Here is a 14,812-nt window from a genome sequence, read left to right on the forward strand (position 1 = left end):
CATTCTTTTATAATACAGTTTTGAAAACGACAAATCTGTATTATAAATTTCTGTTTTTTGGTAGATTTTGGTATCATAAGGGGAGAATGCTTTGTAGTCCCAAAGTTTTATGTGAAAAGCTTTACAATGAGATAAATCTGAGAAAGGAGGCAGGGAGCCATGTTAGAGTTTCCTCTAATAAATGATACCAGTCGGAAAATCATCCATATTGACATGGACGCCTTTTTTGCTCAGGTTGAGATGAGGGATGACCCCAGTCTTAAGGACAAGCCGGTTATTATCGGTCACGATCCTAGAAAAACAGGGGGACGTGGTGTGGTATCAACCTGTAATTACGAGGCTAGAAAATATGGTGTCCATTCAGCCATGTCTTCTAAGGAGGCCTATGAACGTTGTCCCAATGCTATCTTTATCTCAGGAAATTATAGCCATTACCGAGAGGTAGGGATGCAAATTCGTGAGATTTTTAAACGCTATACCGACTTGGTAGAGCCTATGTCTATCGACGAAGCCTATCTTGATGTGACGATAAATAAGCTTGGTATCAAATCGGCGGTTAAGGTAGCCAAACTTATCCAGTATGATATCTGGCAGGAACTTCACCTGACTTGTTCAGCAGGAGTTTCCTACAATAAATTTATCGCCAAACTAGCTTCTGATTTTCAAAAGCCTGCTGGTTTGACGGTGGTGCTTCCAGAGGAGGCTCAAGAATTTTTGGAAAAGCTACCTATTGAAAAGTTTCATGGGGTAGGTAAAAAGTCAGTTGAACGTCTTCATGACATGGAAATATACACCGGTGCCGATCTTCTGAAGATTCCTGAGATGACTCTGATTGATCGTTTTGGACGTTTTGGATTTGATCTCTTTCGTAAGGCTAGAGGGATTTCCAATAGTCCTGTCAGGCCCAATCGTGTCCGTAAATCTATCGGAAGTGAGCGAACCTACGGCAAGCTTCTTTATAATGAAGATGACATCAAGGCTGAGTTGACTAAGAATGCTAGGCGGGTAGCCGAAAGTGCTCAGAAAAATAAAAAAGTCGGTCGAATTATTGTCATCAAGGTCCGTTATTCGGATTTTTCGACCTTAACCAAGCGTATGACCTTGGACAAATCGACCCAGGATTTCGACACCATCGAAAGGATTGCACATATCATTTTTGACCAACTGGAGGAAAATAGCAGTGGTGTTCGCTTGCTCGGTGTGACGCTGACGGGTCTGGAAGATCAAGAAGGCAGGCAATTGGACCTAGATGATTTGGAGTCATTATAATAGTAGAGTTTTGATTTTTTCTTTTGGAAAGTGACCTTGAAGAATCATCAGACCTATGCTATCTTAAATAGTAACTAAAAGAAATGAGGGAATAATCTTAATGAAAAAAGTTCTTACCTATTTAGGACTGATTCTGGCAGCTTGCTTGGTTCTCGTAGCTTGTGCTTCCAATAAGCCAGCTGAGAAGAAAAAAGCGACACCAACTCCGACAGAACGTGCCAAGGCTGATGCGACAGTTTTAATTGATACTATGCTTGGAAAATCTAGTAACGGTTTTTCAAAACTCTACGGTGAAAATTACGAAACCTGGACTGAAACGAAAGTCTTTGAAAAACAAGTTGCAGATACTATCGAAGAAAAGGGGTATACACCGGAAGACAAGTATACGTTTAAATACATTGAAGGTTATGATGCTAAGACCCCAACTCAAGTGCTTTCTAAGTTCCTCAAGGTCCGTCGTAATATGATTGGTAAGATTCAGGACTATAAGTTGAAAGATGTCAAAGTTAAAGGAAATGAAGCGACAGTTACCTTTACTTCGCGTTCTGTTAGTGCCTATGGAGCTGCAGCTGCTGTTCGTACTCTCCTTATGAGTCTCTATGACAACGACATTGACAAGTTGAAACAATGGAATCAAGCAGATAACAACGATGTGGAAAAAGGTAAAGCCAAAGATCTCACAACGAAATTCCTTTATGGTGAAAACTTTAACGGCGATTTGACACAATTTAAGGATATTGATAAAGAAATGGCCTATACACCTTTGACAGGTGCTGATGATCTAGAAAAGACCTTCAAGCTAACCAAAGATGATGGAGGCAACTGGACGATTTCTATAGAAGATTATAAAGAGCTTGCCGAAGCCTTGGTTGACCATGATGAATCAGGAAGCAGAGCCGTTTACGCTGAACGCATCCATAAGAATTTGTCAGATTATCAACCTGAAGACAGTAGCGATTCAAGCAGTAAGTCATCAAGTAAGGATAAGTAGAGTTTTATTGCATTTGATGTTAAACATGTACGGAAAGCTTTTTTGGACGAGAAGAGTTGTCACACCAGTGGCAGCTCTTTTCTTATTGTTCGTTGTATCCATTCCCCCTATAACCATTTTCTATCACCACTTAGGTTTTTATTATTAGACGAGTTTGGAGGAAGATGGTAAACTGTTATCACTAACTATTAATGAAAGTATCGAGGATTATAGATATGAAAAAATGGCTTGCAGGTTTAGGGATTCTTGGCTTGTCGGTTTTGACTTTGGCTGCTTGTGGGAACAAGAGTGACAGTAAGGCATCTGGTGAAAAGCAGACGATTACTGTTGCGACAGACTCTGATACGGCGCCTTTCACTTTCAAAAAGGGTGATGACTTCAAGGGTTATGATATTGATTTGGTCAAGGCTATTTTCAAGGATTCGGACAAATATGAGGTCAAGTTTGTAACGACACCTTTTGATTCCATCTTGACAGGGGTGGATTCTGGACGTTATCAGATTGCGGCTAATGACTTCAACTACAATGAAGAACGTGCTCAGAAATATGGTTTCTCAGATCCGATTTCACGTTCTAACTATGCCATCACTAGTGCTGAGGGTACCAAGTATACTAGCCTAGATGATTTGTCTGGCAAGACAACAGAGGTGCTTCCTGGCTCTAACTATGCTCAGTTGCTTGAAAATTGGAACCATGCCAATGCGGACAAGACACCAATTACTATCAACTATGCTTCTAGCTCAACGGGTCTTTCAACACGTATTCAACACATTCAAGAAGGAAAGATTGACTTTATCCTTTATGATGCGATTTCGTCTGAGTACATTGTCAAAGATCAAGGCTATAAGCTAGCTGTAAACAAGATTAAAGATGATATTGGTATGAAGACTGATGGTCTTGAATATCTTCTATTCTCAAATGATAAGCAAGGTAAGGAACTCAAGACCTTTGTCAATAAACGTATCAAAGAGCTTAAGAAGGATGGAACCCTTGCCAAACTCAGCAAGGAATATTTCGGTGGCGATTACGTCAGTGATTTGAAATAAGACTGATGAAGGTTGAGGTTGCCATCTCAGCTGTGGATTAAACACAAAGCTTTCTTTTGAGGCTTTCCTGAGGTGATGACGGACGTCAGCGACCTTCGTCGAAGCTCCATGACTAAGTTTTGAGCCTAAGGTCTCAAAACTTCCGAACACCTGAAACTTTAAAGTTTCAGGTGTTTTTCTCACGCCGGAAAGCCTCGGTTTATGCTCACTTTGTTCGTTAAATAAGGAATTAGTTCAAATCTTTTTGGTCTTAACAAGTTATTATTATCAGTGATATGATTTCCTTATCACTATGATAAGAAAAGACTATTTCACAGACTTTCTGAGTCGTGCTAAAATGAATACTATAAAATTATAATAAGATATTTGAACGGTTAGCACTAGGCTAACCTACTTTTTTAGAAAGAAAGGGCGACATTGTGAAAAAGAGTATAGAAGCATTTAATCGGTCACCTTGGTATCTCCAAGTTATCATTGGCTTGGTTGGTTTGGCAGTAGCTGTTGCTTTAGCCATTCCCTTGTCTTGGCTAGTAGAAATTCTTTGGGGCTATGTTTTGCAATTGATTACAATTGTCTTCAAGTGGATCTCATCTTGGATGCCAGCTGGTAAGCTCTTCTCATGGAAGGCAGTCTTTGATGCTGTTCCTAAGATTGTGGAACGCTTGCCTTTGACTTTGGGATTGACCATTGCAGGTGCTTTCTTCGGTTTGATTTTGGCCCTTGTCTTTGCGGTCGTTAAGATCAATCGAGTACGTATCCTTTATCCAATTCAAGCAGTTTTTGTAAGCTTCTTGCGTGGGACACCAATCCTTGTACAACTCATGTTGACTTACTATGGTATTCCACTCTTCCTTCGTTATTTGAATGGTGAATTTGGTTTGGATTGGAATATTAATGAGATTCCACCAGCTATCTTCGCGATTACAGCCTTTGCCTTTAACGAAGCAGCTTACATGAGTGAAACCATTCGTGCAGCGATTCAGGCTGTTGATGCTGGGGAAATCGAAGCTGCCCGTTCTCTTGGGATGACATCAGCACAGGTTTACCGTCGTGTTATTATTCCAAATGCGGCAGTTATTGCAACACCAAGCTTGATTAACAGTTTGATTGGTTTGACTAAGGGAACATCACTTGCCTTTAGTGCTGGTATCGTCGAAATGTATGCACAGGCTCAAATCTTGGGTGGTGCCGACTACCGTTACTTTGAACGTTATATCTCAGTTGCCCTTGTATACTGGGTAATCTCAATCTTGATTGAGTATATTGGTCGTTCAGTTGAAAATCACATGGCCATTAAGGCGCCTGAAGTGACTGACATTTCTGGAATTGGAGGTGACCGCTAATGATTAGTATCAAAAATTTGACCAAGGAATTTTCAGGTCAAAAGGTTCTCGATGGTATTGATATTGACATTAAAAAGGGTGAAGTTGTGGCTCTTGTTGGTGCCTCTGGTGCAGGGAAATCAACAATTCTTCGCAGCTTAAACTATTTGGAACAACCTGATTCTGGTACTATTACCATTGATGATTTCAAGGTAGATTTCGAAACAATTACCAAAGAACAAATCCTTACTCTTCGTCGCAAGTTGGCCATGGTTTTCCAACAGTTCAACCTCTTTGAACGTCGTACAGCCTTGGATAATGTTAAGGAAGGTCTTAAGATTGTTAAGAAACTTTCTGACGAAGAGGCTACTAAGATTGCGAAAGAAGAGCTTGCTAAGGTTGGGCTTTCTAATCGTGAAAATCACTACCCACGTCACTTGTCAGGTGGTCAAAAGCAACGTGTGGCCTTGGCCCGCGCCCTTGCAATGAAGCCTGATGTGCTCTTGCTTGACGAACCAACATCTGCTCTTGACCCTGAGTTGGTTGGTGAGGTTGAAAAATCAATCGCTGATGCAGCTAAGTCAGGTCAAACCATGATTTTGGTCAGTCACGATATGAACTTTGTTTATCAAGTGGCTGACAAGGTGCTCTTCCTTGAAAAAGGTCGTATCCTTGAACAGGGAACACCTGATGAAATCTTTAACCATCCAAAAGAAGAACGAACAAAAGAATTTTTCGCTTCTTATTCAAAACAATATCTTTAAGATGGGATTTTTGTTACAATAGAAAAGGTGGTGGGAGTGGGCGACATTTTAGTCCATAGTACAAGTCCCACAAGGATGATTAGGAACTTTTGAATGTTTCAAAGGCGACTATAGTCCAATCAGAGACTGCATCGAGCAGTTATTACTAGTCGAATTTAGGGGTTGGAGAATGTTATCTCAGCCTTTTCTATTTCTCACTTTAGGATGATTTATGTTATTAAATATTTTTAAATTTTACCTCTTAGGCCTTGTGATTGCTTTCTTTGTGTGCTTGGTGATTGGTGCCATTTGGCTTGGATGGCGTGCTTTACGTCGTGCGGACAAAACTGTGAAGGAGCGTCAAGGTGCCCTCTATGATGCTATTATGATGTCGATGGTGTCGATTCCCGTTTTGGCATTTGCTTTTATGGCGATTCTGATTGTGCTGAATGCATAATTCTAGCTTTGTTGGCACATTAGGTGTAAGATATCTCTACAAGAAAATCATATAAGGAGTTACTCATGTACGATACAATTGTTATTGGAGCTGGTCCTGCGGGGATGACTGCAGCACTCTATGCAGCACGTGCCAACCTTAAAGTGGCAACTTTGGAGCAAGGCGCTCCTGGTGGACAGATGAATAACACGTCTGATATTGAAAATTACCCTGGTTTTGAAAGTATTTCTGGTCCAGAATTGTCAATGAAGATGTTCGAACCTTTGGAAAAATTAGGCGTTGAAAATCTTTATGGTATCGTGTCTGGTATCGAAGACAAGGGTGACTATAAGGTTGTCAAAACTGGTGACGAGGAGTACCAAACCAAGACAGTTATCATCGCGACTGGTGCCAAACACCGCCACATTGGTGTTGCTGGCGAAGAAGAGTACAACAGCCGTGGGGTATCTTACTGTGCGGTGTGTGATGGTGCCTTCTTCCGTAATCAAGACCTCTTGGTTGTTGGTGGTGGAGACTCTGCCGTTGAAGAAGGAATTTATTTGACACGCTTTGCCAATAGCGTGACCATTGTTCACCGTCGTGATGAATTGCGTGCCCAAAAGGTTCTTCAAGACCGTGCCTTCGCTAATGAAAAGGTCAAGTTTATCTGGGATTCAGTCGTTGAAGAAATCAAGGGTGATGACATCAAGGTTCGCAGTGTTGATATCAAGAATGTCAAAACTGGTGAGGTGACTAACCACGAATTTGGCGGTGTCTTCGTTTATGTGGGACTTGATCCTGTTTCAGATTACTTGACAGGTCTCGACATCACTGACCAAGACGGTTGGGTAATTACAGATGATAAGATGGCGACACGTATTCCTGGTATCTTTGCCATTGGGGATGTTCGTCAGAAAGACCTTCGCCAAATTACAACAGCCGTAGGTGATGGTGCCACAGCTGGTATCGAAGCTTACAACTACGTGACTGCACTTGGTGATAAGTAAAATGAATAGAAACTCGGGAGGTTCTCGAGTTTTTTGTGTTCTCTTGGGGGGATTTAGCTTGTCTAGTCCCCTTTGGACCAACATCTATGCGTAATTTTTGTTATAATAGAAAAGTCTTACTAAAAATCAGTAAAAACGAGGTGACCGACTTGCGTGTTGTAGCAGGTGAATTTGGCGGACGTCCGCTTAAAACGTTAGAAGGCAAAACGACTCGTCCAACAACGGACAAGGTCAAGGGTGCCATTTTCAATATGATTGGTCCTTTCTTTGATGGAGGGCGTGTTTTGGATTTGTTCTCTGGGAGCGGTAGTCTGGCTATTGAGGCAGTTAGTCGTGGCATGTCGTCTGCTGTCCTCGTGGAAAAGGATCGTCGGGCACAGGCTGTTATCCAGGAAAATATCAAGATGACTAAGAGTGAGAAGCAGTTCCAGCTTTTGAAGATGGATGCGGCGCGTGCGCTGACACAATTGACAGGTCAATTTGATTTGGTACTTTTAGATCCGCCTTATGCCAAAGAGCAGATTGTAGCCAATATTACTCAGTTAGAGGAGCAAGGACTCTTGGCTGAGGAAGTTATGTTGGTTTGCGAGACGGATAAGGCTGTGGACCTGCCTGAAGAAATTTCAAACTTTGGGATTTGGAAACAGAAAACTTATGGTATCAGTAAGGTGACCGTATACGTGCGTTAGCCTTTGATAGGGAAGTTGTAGAAAGGAATGCTATGACAAAGATTGCTATGTTTACGGGGTCTTTTGATCCGATTACTAATGGGCATATGGATATTATTGCCAGAGCCAGCAAGCTCTTTGATGAGCTTTATATCGGTCTCTTTTATAATAAAAATAAGCAGAGCTTCTGGGACGTGGAGACTCGCAATCGTATCTTGAAAGAGGTTGTGGCAGATCTTTCCAATGTCAAGGTTATAACGGCTCACGATAGTTTGGCTGTAGATGTCGCTAGAGATCTTGGGGTGACTTATTTGGTCCGAGGTCTTCGTAATGCGACAGATTTCGACTATGAGGCTAATATGGATTATTTCAATAAGGGGTTGGCACCAGAGCTAGAAACGGTTTATTTGATTGCCAGTCATGAGGTGACACCAGTGTCCTCGAGTCGAGTGCGTGAGTTGATTTATTTTGAGGGGGACATTAGTTCTTATGTTCCTCAAGCAGTTGTTAAGGAAGTGGAGGCCAAGCGTGGCAAACAAGAACGAATCTAAATCACTATTAGGGAAACTTTGGCGGATTAAGTGGTGGTTGTTAAGTATTTTTACGGTACTTTTCCTCATATTTGCCCTCTTTTTCCCGCTAAATAATTATTATGTTGAGCTTCCGGGTGGTGCTTTTGATACCAAGGAAGTCTTGACTGTAGACAAGAAAGCTGATGATTCAAAAGGATCCTACAATTTTGTGGCGGTAGCTCAAACCAAGGCGACTTTAGCCTTGATGCTCTATGCTCAGCTTAATGATTTTGCAAATCTTCAAACGGCTGAAGAGGCAACTGGAAATTACTCTGATGAAGATTTCATGCGTATCAACCAATTTTACATGGAGACTTCCCAAAACCAAGCGATTTATCAGGGCTTGACTCTGGCTGGTAAGGAGGCTAGCTTGGAGTATATGGGTGTCTATGTGCTTCAGGTGGCTGATGATTCTAGCTTCAAGGGTGTCCTCAATATTGCCGATACGGTGACGGCTGTCAATGGCAAGTCTTTTGATAATTCTGCTGACTTGATTAAATATGTTCAAGGACTTAAGCTGGGTTCAAAAGTCATGGTCACTTATACGACAGATGATAAAGAAAAGACTGCTACTGGTAAGATTATCAAGATTGCCAATGGTAAAAATGGTATTGGTATCGGTTTGACAGACCATACCGAGGTCAAGAGTCCTGAAAATGTGAAGTTTAAACTTGATGGTGTCGGTGGACCAAGTGCGGGTCTTATGTTTACTCTAGCTATTTACGATCAGGTGTCTGGTCAAGATCTTAAGGCTGGTCGTAAGATTGCTGGAACAGGAACCATTGAAAAGGATGGTTCTGTCGGTGATATCGGTGGAGCCTACCTTAAGGTGAAATCAGCGGCTGATAGTGGTGCAGACATTTTCTTTGTGCCAAATAATCCAGTAACTAAGGAAATGAAAAAGGCTGATCCGGATGCCAAGACTAACTATCAAGAGGCCAAGGAAGCTGCTAAGAAACTGGAAACCAAGATGAAAATCGTCCCCGTTAAAACAGCTCAAGAAGCTATTGATTATTTGAAAAAGACTAAATAAGAAGCGAGAGTAGGACAGGCAGAAATCCATGTTTTTTGTCTGAGTCTTACTCTCTTTTTTAGGTCAAAGTGTTATAATAGTCTTTATGAAAAAACGTTATAGAACAGTCAATGATTACTATCGTGAGATTTTTGGCGAAAAGATTTTCAAACTACCAATAGATGCGGGTTTTGATTGTCCCAACCGTGATGGCACAGTGGCCCACGGTGGCTGTACCTTTTGTACGGTATCGGGGTCTGGGGACGCTATTGTAGCTCCTGAGGCACCGATTCGTGAGCAGTTTTACCATGAGATTGACTTCATGCACCGCAAGTGGCCAGAAGTTCAGAAATATCTGGTTTATTTTCAAAACTTTACCAATACCCACGCGCCGCTTGAAGTTATCAAGGAACGCTACGAACAGGCTATCAATGAGCCTGGTGTTGTTGGTATCAATATCGGTACCCGCCCAGACTGTTTGCCAGATGATGTGATTGATTATCTGGCAGAACTCACAGAACGTATGCATGTGACCGTCGAACTTGGCTTGCAGACGACTTATGAAGAAACGTCAGAGCTCATTAACCGAGCACACAGCTATGATCTTTATGTGGAGACGGTTAAGCGTGTGCGTGAGCGTGCGCCAAAGGCTGAGATTGTGTCGCATCTGATTAATGGGCTGCCAGGGGAAACCCACGAGATGATGGTGGAGAATGTTCGCCGTTGTGTGACGGACAATGACATTCAGGGGATTAAACTCCACCTCCTCCACCTGATGACCAATACGCGTATGCAAAGGGACTACCACGAGGGTCGTCTTAAATTGCTGAGTCAGGAAGAGTATGTGTCCATCATCTGTGACCAGTTGGAAATCATCCCTGAGGATATCGTCATTCATCGAATCACAGGTGATGCACCGCGAGATATGTTGATTGGTCCTATGTGGAGTCTCAACAAATGGGAAGTCCTCAATGCCATTGACAAAGAGATGGAACGTCGTGACTCATGGCAAGGGTGCAAAGTAGCTAACGAGAAGGAGGAAAAAGCATGATTAAACGACCAATTCATCTGTCTCATGACTTTCTAGCAGAAGTGCTGGATGATGAGAGTGTTGCTGTCGATGCAACCATGGGAAATGGTAATGACACAGCCTTTCTGGCTGGTCTTGCCAAGAAGGTTTATGCCTTTGACGTGCAGGAGCAGGCGCTCGAAAAGACTCGTCAACGCTTGTCGGACTTGGAAATTGAAAATGCGGAACTCATTTTAGACGGTCACGAAAATCTGGACCGTTATGTCACGGAACCTATTCGTGCAGCTATTTTCAATCTGGGTTATCTGCCATCTGCAGATAAGAGTGTTATTACCAAACCCCACACGACCCTTGAGGCCATTGAGAAAATTCTTGACCGTCTAGAGGTGGGTGGTCGTTTAGCTATTATGATTTACTATGGTCATGATGGTGGCGATATGGAGAAGCATGCTGTGCTTGAGTACGTTATCGGTTTGGACCAGCGTGATTTTACAGCTATGCTTTACCAACCCCTTAATCAAATTAATACCCCACCATTTTTGGTGATGTTGGAGAAATTACAATGATTACAGATATTAAAGAAAAGCTTGCAGATATGCAGGCCAAATATATAGATAAGCAAAGTTCCGAGGATACTTTGAAGAAGGTTGATAATCGTAAAACGGCTAAAATTAAGAAAAAGTTAGCTAGTCTTGAGGTCGAACGTTGCCATAAACTTTTGGCCAAGGAAGATGTCACTGCCATTGATAAAAAGATTAGTAAGCAAAAAGAACTATTCTCAAACTGTTGTCATAAGGAAGGGTAGGAGGAGCTATGCATTTATCATTAGCTTTGCTTGTTCTTCTTTTTAGCTTGATTTTATCGAACGTTATCAATCGTGTCTTTCCACGTCTTCCCCTACCTTTGATTCAAATTATTTTTGGGGTTGGTATTGGTTTACTTTTTAAGGGACGCGCTTTCGAGCTTGAAACAGAACTTTTCCTAGCTTTCATTATTGCTCCCTTGCTGTTTCGGGAGGGAGAAGAAAGTGATATTACCAGTATTTTACGTAACTGGAAACTTATTTTATTTTTGATTTTTCCAGTTATCTTTGTGTCTACTTTGGGAATCGGTTATCTTGCTAAGGCCGTCTTGCCTGCTTCGGTCCCCTTATCTGCCTGTCTAGCCATTGGTGCTGCTCTTGGGCCAACGGATTTAGTGGCCTATTCGGCTATTTCCAAACGTTTCAGTTTTCCAAAGTGGATTAGCTATATTTTGCAGGGTGAAGGTCTTCTGAACGACGCCTCTGGCTTGGTTGCCTTTCAGGTGGCGGTGACTGCATTGACCACAGGTACCTTCTCTCTCCTTGGGGCGAGCTGGAATTTGGTTATTTCTGTGCTTGGTGGTTTTTTAGTTGGCTTGATTACAGCCTTATTTAATCGTCTCTTTTTAACCATTTTGGACAATATGGATGCTGCAGATGTCACAGGTGCTCTCTTACTAGAGTTGGTACTACCGATTTCCTCTTACTTTGTAGCCGAGGAAATTCATGCTTCCGGAATTATTGCTGTTGTCGTAGCAGGGATTTCACTTGCCAGTCGCTTTAAAAAAATCACCGTTTTTGATGCCAAGTTGGATAGTGTTTCTCATACGATTTGGGGAACCATTACCTTCATGCTTAATGGCATGGTCTTTTTCCTCTTGGGGACAGAACTTCCAACCCTAGCAGCCCCAGTACTGCGTAGCACTACCTATGATAATCTCTGGATGCTTCTTGCTATCGTCCTTTTAACAGCGACCATGTTTGGCATTCGTTTTGTTATGATTAGTGCGGTATTTGCCCAAAGAGCTTGGAGGGCCAAACGATCACTGAAAAAAATCTGGAAGGGTGCTACTCTTTTAACCTTTTCTGGGGTCAAAGGAACGGTCTCTATTGCAACCATCCTTTTGCTTCCGGTTGCCAATATGACGGCTTTGGAACATAGTCTCTTGCTCTTTACGGTAGCGGGTATCACTTTATTAAGTTTCTTAACAGGTATCTTAGTCCTACCTAAGCTAGCCACTGGACCAGCGCACACAACCAACCATTATATGCAGATTGCCATTCTTAATGATGTGGTCGGTGAGTTGGAAAAAGATCTAAAACAGTCAACTAATCAAGGAGCTGTCTATGCTACTATTGACAACTACAATCAACGCTTGGAAGATTTAATCTTGGAGCAGGAATCAAATGATGTCAAAGAAGAGTTGGCCAATATCCGAGTCATGATTATGGAAATTGAGAGTGAGGGTCTGGAATATGCCTACAAGAAGGGTAAGATTTCAGAACTCGAATACAATCTCTACCAACGTTATATCAAGGGCTTAGAGCGTCGTATTAACCGTGGTTTTGTCTCTAGTCTTTCTTACGCTCTAGCTGTCTTTGTGCGTGGCCTTCGTAGATTGTTGCACTTGACTCTTACTTTCAAGTTTCGTATTAATCAGGATGAAACTAGGAGGGGTCCTAGGTTGACGGAAGAAAACCGTGACCATATGGCTGAACTTTATTTAACAAATACTGAGCAGATTTTGGAAGCCTTGAGTAATCTGGAAGGTGTTTATCACTCAGATCTCTTGTCTTATCTGAAGCGCAATCGACTTCAAGAAGCTGAAATAATTCAGTCAGGTGCCTTTGTTGAGCGGGTTATCACCCACCTTCATCCAGACAATGTCGATGAAATGTTACGAGGCTACTATTTGGAACGTAAGGTTATCAACGAGTACGAGCAGGCTGAGCTTATCTCTAGCCGTTATGCCAAGCAGCTTCGTAAGGAAGTCAATACTTTGGAGGATTACTCTCTCAAAGAAACTAGCAACACTTTAACCTATGATATGATTAATCTGGCTCGAGGTCGAGCTTAAGTGAAGAAGCCAAGATTTTTCTTGGCTTCTTTTTAATGTCTCTCTTTTTCATTATCGTGGTTTGGAAAAAGAAAGCCCAGTCCTAGACATGTTAGGATTCCTGCAACAATCAGGATACTGTTTGAGATAGGGAGCAAGTCATAGATTGCATTAGCAATCATTAAACCAATCAAAGTACTCATGAGGCTAGATTTATAATCTTTTTTGATAAGATTTTCTATTGCAAAGAAAGCAAAAAGAGCGACTGGAAAGAGTGGCCAAAGGGACACCTCCAATTTTGGGAAGCCGAGAATACTGTAAGTGATAACTGTTACTGCCGTACCGATTAATCCAATACCTATTACTTTAGTCATGTTTTTACCTCGTTTTCTATGTCTGAAAGATATTTTGTTTTAACACCTACTAAGTTATCAAAAGGTTAACTTACGGACAATATTATTTGTCTATGTGGTTCATTCTAGAATCTATTCGGTCAAAAAGGACTGTTTTGTTATCAAGTAAAGAAAAGTGGAGATATTTTACTGTAAAGGTAAAACGCTTACATAAAAAGGAGTATAATGATATTGAAAGATGTTTTCTCTAAGATTAAATGAAAGGTGGGGTAGTTGTATGTCCAGAAAAACTTGGTATTATATACTTATCTTTTTTGAAGTATTGTTAGCTCTTTCTATGCTTAGGTCTTATGGTTTGCATTTTGAGTATGAAACGCTCAATTCTGTATCTGTACTAAGTTCTCAACTTCCACAGCAAGTCGTTTTAGTATGGTTTGTTTTTAGGCTTTTGAAGGACAAGCGGAAAGCTGAGGGCGTCTTAGCTGTGCTTGCCTTCCATATTTGTCAGCTAGTTACCTATTTCATAATACCGGCTTCCATTTTTAAGCCTTGGTTGGTTTCCCCAGTTTTAACTATTATGTGCCTAATTTGGCTTGTCATTACGATTAGGAAGACAGAGCTTCCAACACTCTTAGCCTCCCTTAAAAGTTCGTCAGCTTGGCAGTCCTCTGTTCCCCTTATTGGACTAGGGATGGTAGCTGTAGTATGGAGCACACACTATATACATATTGATTTAGATGATTTAAGTAGTCTTACTTACATACTGTATCCAATATTAGAGTGTGCAAGTATCTTCCTACTCCTTATATTGATGACTGAAGAAAACCAAAAGAAATTAAGAATCTCTTCAATCCTTCTCATAATCATTAGTTTACTTGAGTTGATTTATGCTTTCTTGGTTGACCATATCATTACTGACGTTTCTCTTTTTCTCCTGGTAGTTTCATCTTATCTTGTCTACCGCACAAACGGAAACACTTCAACATTAGTTGAAAAATGGCAGCAGAAGTATGGCTTTGAGGTTAGAGAAGATGATCTGTTGGTGGAGAAAAAGACTAAGCCAGTCATTGAAAAGCGTAAGGTTTATGATTATGCGGAGAGCCAAAGACAACTCAATCTTCAAATTCTTCATTCTCCTTGGCTTTGGACCGCTTTTATTTTAGCGCTTAGGGATTTAGTTGTTAATTTAACTTCTGTCATTTACTATCCTATAGACGAATCTAATCCCTTAGCAGGTATTGGTTGGTTTATGTACTTCATTATGATGACTCCATTAATTATTATTCCTACTATGATGCTTCCAAGAGCTATAAGCACCGCTAACAAAAACCGTCTATATGTAGTTGCTGGGCTATTCATTGTTTCATATGGTTCTATAGAACAGCTTATCGTTCCAGCCTTAATTTTGTACGGCGTATCGAAAATAAAAGAGGAGTAGCCATAAAACAACAAGTCCCCTAGACCTAGTCTGGGGGACTTGTTGTTTTAGAATTGGCCCTAAATC

At 41.3% G+C, this 14,812-nt stretch carries 16 protein-coding genes; 15 read left to right on the top strand and 1 reads right to left on the bottom strand.

All coding sequences use genetic code 11. The features are described 5' to 3' along the window. Positions 1-159 precede the first annotated feature (159 nt). From dinB to HMPREF2979_RS04810, 14 genes are all read left to right on the top strand, one after another. Entirely contained in the window at positions 160-1,269 is a 1,110-nt protein-coding gene (gene dinB / locus HMPREF2979_RS04745) for a DNA polymerase IV (RefSeq protein WP_070655391.1), read from the top strand. 100 nt (positions 1,270-1,369) lie between these two features. After that, entirely contained in the window at positions 1,370-2,260 is an 891-nt protein-coding gene (locus tag HMPREF2979_RS04750; RefSeq protein WP_070655393.1) for a peptidase, read from the top strand. 215 nt (positions 2,261-2,475) lie between these two features. Next, the gene (locus tag HMPREF2979_RS04755) at positions 2,476-3,306 is read left to right on the top strand and encodes a transporter substrate-binding domain-containing protein (RefSeq protein WP_048674808.1); all 831 of its coding nucleotides are present in this window, start codon (positions 2,476-2,478) and stop codon (positions 3,304-3,306) included. A 596-nt stretch (positions 3,307-3,902) separates the two neighbouring features. Then, entirely contained in the window at positions 3,903-4,649 is a 747-nt protein-coding gene (locus HMPREF2979_RS04760) for an amino acid ABC transporter permease (RefSeq protein WP_096832659.1), read from the top strand. Continuing rightward, the gene (locus HMPREF2979_RS04765) at positions 4,649-5,392 is read left to right on the top strand and encodes an amino acid ABC transporter ATP-binding protein (protein ID WP_048674802.1); all 744 of its coding nucleotides are present in this window, start codon (positions 4,649-4,651) and stop codon (positions 5,390-5,392) included. The genes HMPREF2979_RS04760 and HMPREF2979_RS04765 overlap by 1 nt, the downstream gene beginning before the upstream one ends. Positions 5,393-5,603: 211 nt before the next feature. Then, a complete protein-coding gene (locus HMPREF2979_RS04770) occupies positions 5,604-5,828 on the top strand; it encodes a DUF4059 family protein (RefSeq protein WP_002884393.1) in 225 nt (74 codons plus the stop codon). A gap of 32 nt (positions 5,829-5,860) precedes the next feature. Continuing rightward, positions 5,861-6,814 (top strand): thioredoxin-disulfide reductase, encoded by a 954-nt coding sequence (gene trxB, locus HMPREF2979_RS04775; protein ID WP_255296714.1) that lies wholly within the window; start codon positions 5,861-5,863, stop codon positions 6,812-6,814. A gap of 149 nt (positions 6,815-6,963) precedes the next feature. Continuing rightward, on the top strand, positions 6,964-7,503 hold the full coding sequence (rsmD, locus tag HMPREF2979_RS04780) for a 16S rRNA (guanine(966)-N(2))-methyltransferase RsmD (protein ID WP_070655394.1): 540 nt from the start codon (positions 6,964-6,966) through the stop codon (positions 7,501-7,503). A gap of 32 nt (positions 7,504-7,535) precedes the next feature. After that, positions 7,536-8,033, top strand: coding sequence for a pantetheine-phosphate adenylyltransferase (gene coaD / locus HMPREF2979_RS04785; RefSeq protein WP_070655396.1), 498 nt, complete (start codon positions 7,536-7,538; stop codon positions 8,031-8,033). Further along, a complete protein-coding gene (locus tag HMPREF2979_RS04790) occupies positions 8,011-9,087 on the top strand; it encodes a SepM family pheromone-processing serine protease (protein ID WP_070655398.1) in 1,077 nt (358 codons plus the stop codon). Before coaD ends, HMPREF2979_RS04790 begins: the two co-directional genes overlap by 23 nt. Positions 9,088-9,172: 85 nt before the next feature. After that, complete coding sequence (locus HMPREF2979_RS04795) at positions 9,173-10,117, top strand: tRNA modification radical SAM protein MnmL/YtqA (protein WP_004183328.1); 945 nt, start codon at positions 9,173-9,175, stop codon at positions 10,115-10,117. Further along, positions 10,114-10,662: a tRNA 5-(aminomethyl)-2-thiouridylate-methyltransferase MnmM gene (locus tag HMPREF2979_RS04800; protein WP_070655400.1), complete on the top strand. Its 549-nt coding sequence runs from the start codon at positions 10,114-10,116 to the stop codon at positions 10,660-10,662. The genes HMPREF2979_RS04795 and HMPREF2979_RS04800 overlap by 4 nt, the downstream gene beginning before the upstream one ends. Further along, positions 10,659-10,901 carry a hypothetical protein gene (locus tag HMPREF2979_RS04805; RefSeq protein ID WP_070655402.1) on the top strand — a complete coding sequence of 81 codons (243 nt, stop codon included), beginning with the start codon at positions 10,659-10,661 and terminating at the stop codon, positions 10,899-10,901. Before HMPREF2979_RS04800 ends, HMPREF2979_RS04805 begins: the two co-directional genes overlap by 4 nt. A gap of 8 nt (positions 10,902-10,909) precedes the next feature. Further along, a complete protein-coding gene (locus tag HMPREF2979_RS04810; RefSeq protein ID WP_070655404.1) occupies positions 10,910-12,976 on the top strand; it encodes a cation:proton antiporter in 2,067 nt (688 codons plus the stop codon). A 32-nt stretch (positions 12,977-13,008) separates the two neighbouring features. Here the strand turns inward: HMPREF2979_RS04810 and HMPREF2979_RS04815 are convergent, their stop codons facing one another. Continuing rightward, positions 13,009-13,329: a hypothetical protein gene (locus HMPREF2979_RS04815; RefSeq protein WP_013991101.1), complete on the bottom strand. Its 321-nt coding sequence runs from the start codon at positions 13,327-13,329 to the stop codon at positions 13,009-13,011. A gap of 256 nt (positions 13,330-13,585) precedes the next feature. Here HMPREF2979_RS04815 and HMPREF2979_RS04820 point away from each other — a divergent pair, with 256 nt between their 5' ends. Further along, complete coding sequence (locus HMPREF2979_RS04820) at positions 13,586-14,746, top strand: hypothetical protein (RefSeq protein WP_070655406.1); 1,161 nt, start codon at positions 13,586-13,588, stop codon at positions 14,744-14,746. Positions 14,747-14,812 lie beyond the last annotated feature (66 nt).

This window comes from Streptococcus sp. HMSC078H12 (genome assembly GCF_001814615.1).
Taxonomy (GTDB): domain Bacteria; phylum Bacillota; class Bacilli; order Lactobacillales; family Streptococcaceae; genus Streptococcus; species Streptococcus salivarius_F.

What these genes read in the sequence shown, in the direction of transcription:
- dinB (WP_070655391.1), top strand. Translation starts at nt 160, where the DNA reads ATGTTAGAGTTTCCTCTAATAAATGATACCAGTCGGAAAATCATCCAT.
- HMPREF2979_RS04750 (WP_070655393.1), top strand. Translation starts at nt 1,370, where the DNA reads ATGAAAAAAGTTCTTACCTATTTAGGACTGATTCTGGCAGCTTGCTTG.
- HMPREF2979_RS04755 (WP_048674808.1), top strand. Translation starts at nt 2,476, where the DNA reads ATGAAAAAATGGCTTGCAGGTTTAGGGATTCTTGGCTTGTCGGTTTTG.
- HMPREF2979_RS04760 (WP_096832659.1), top strand. Translation starts at nt 3,903, where the DNA reads ATGCCAGCTGGTAAGCTCTTCTCATGGAAGGCAGTCTTTGATGCTGTT.
- HMPREF2979_RS04765 (WP_048674802.1), top strand. Translation starts at nt 4,649, where the DNA reads ATGATTAGTATCAAAAATTTGACCAAGGAATTTTCAGGTCAAAAGGTT.
- HMPREF2979_RS04770 (WP_002884393.1), top strand. Translation starts at nt 5,604, where the DNA reads ATGTTATTAAATATTTTTAAATTTTACCTCTTAGGCCTTGTGATTGCT.
- coaD (WP_070655396.1), top strand. Translation starts at nt 7,536, where the DNA reads ATGACAAAGATTGCTATGTTTACGGGGTCTTTTGATCCGATTACTAAT.
- HMPREF2979_RS04795 (WP_004183328.1), top strand. Translation starts at nt 9,173, where the DNA reads ATGAAAAAACGTTATAGAACAGTCAATGATTACTATCGTGAGATTTTT.
- HMPREF2979_RS04800 (WP_070655400.1), top strand. Translation starts at nt 10,114, where the DNA reads ATGATTAAACGACCAATTCATCTGTCTCATGACTTTCTAGCAGAAGTG.
- HMPREF2979_RS04805 (WP_070655402.1), top strand. Translation starts at nt 10,659, where the DNA reads ATGATTACAGATATTAAAGAAAAGCTTGCAGATATGCAGGCCAAATAT.
- HMPREF2979_RS04810 (WP_070655404.1), top strand. Translation starts at nt 10,910, where the DNA reads ATGCATTTATCATTAGCTTTGCTTGTTCTTCTTTTTAGCTTGATTTTA.
- HMPREF2979_RS04815 (WP_013991101.1), bottom strand. Translation starts at nt 13,329, where the DNA reads ATGACTAAAGTAATAGGTATTGGATTAATCGGTACGGCAGTAACAGTT.
- HMPREF2979_RS04820 (WP_070655406.1), top strand. Translation starts at nt 13,586, where the DNA reads ATGTCCAGAAAAACTTGGTATTATATACTTATCTTTTTTGAAGTATTG.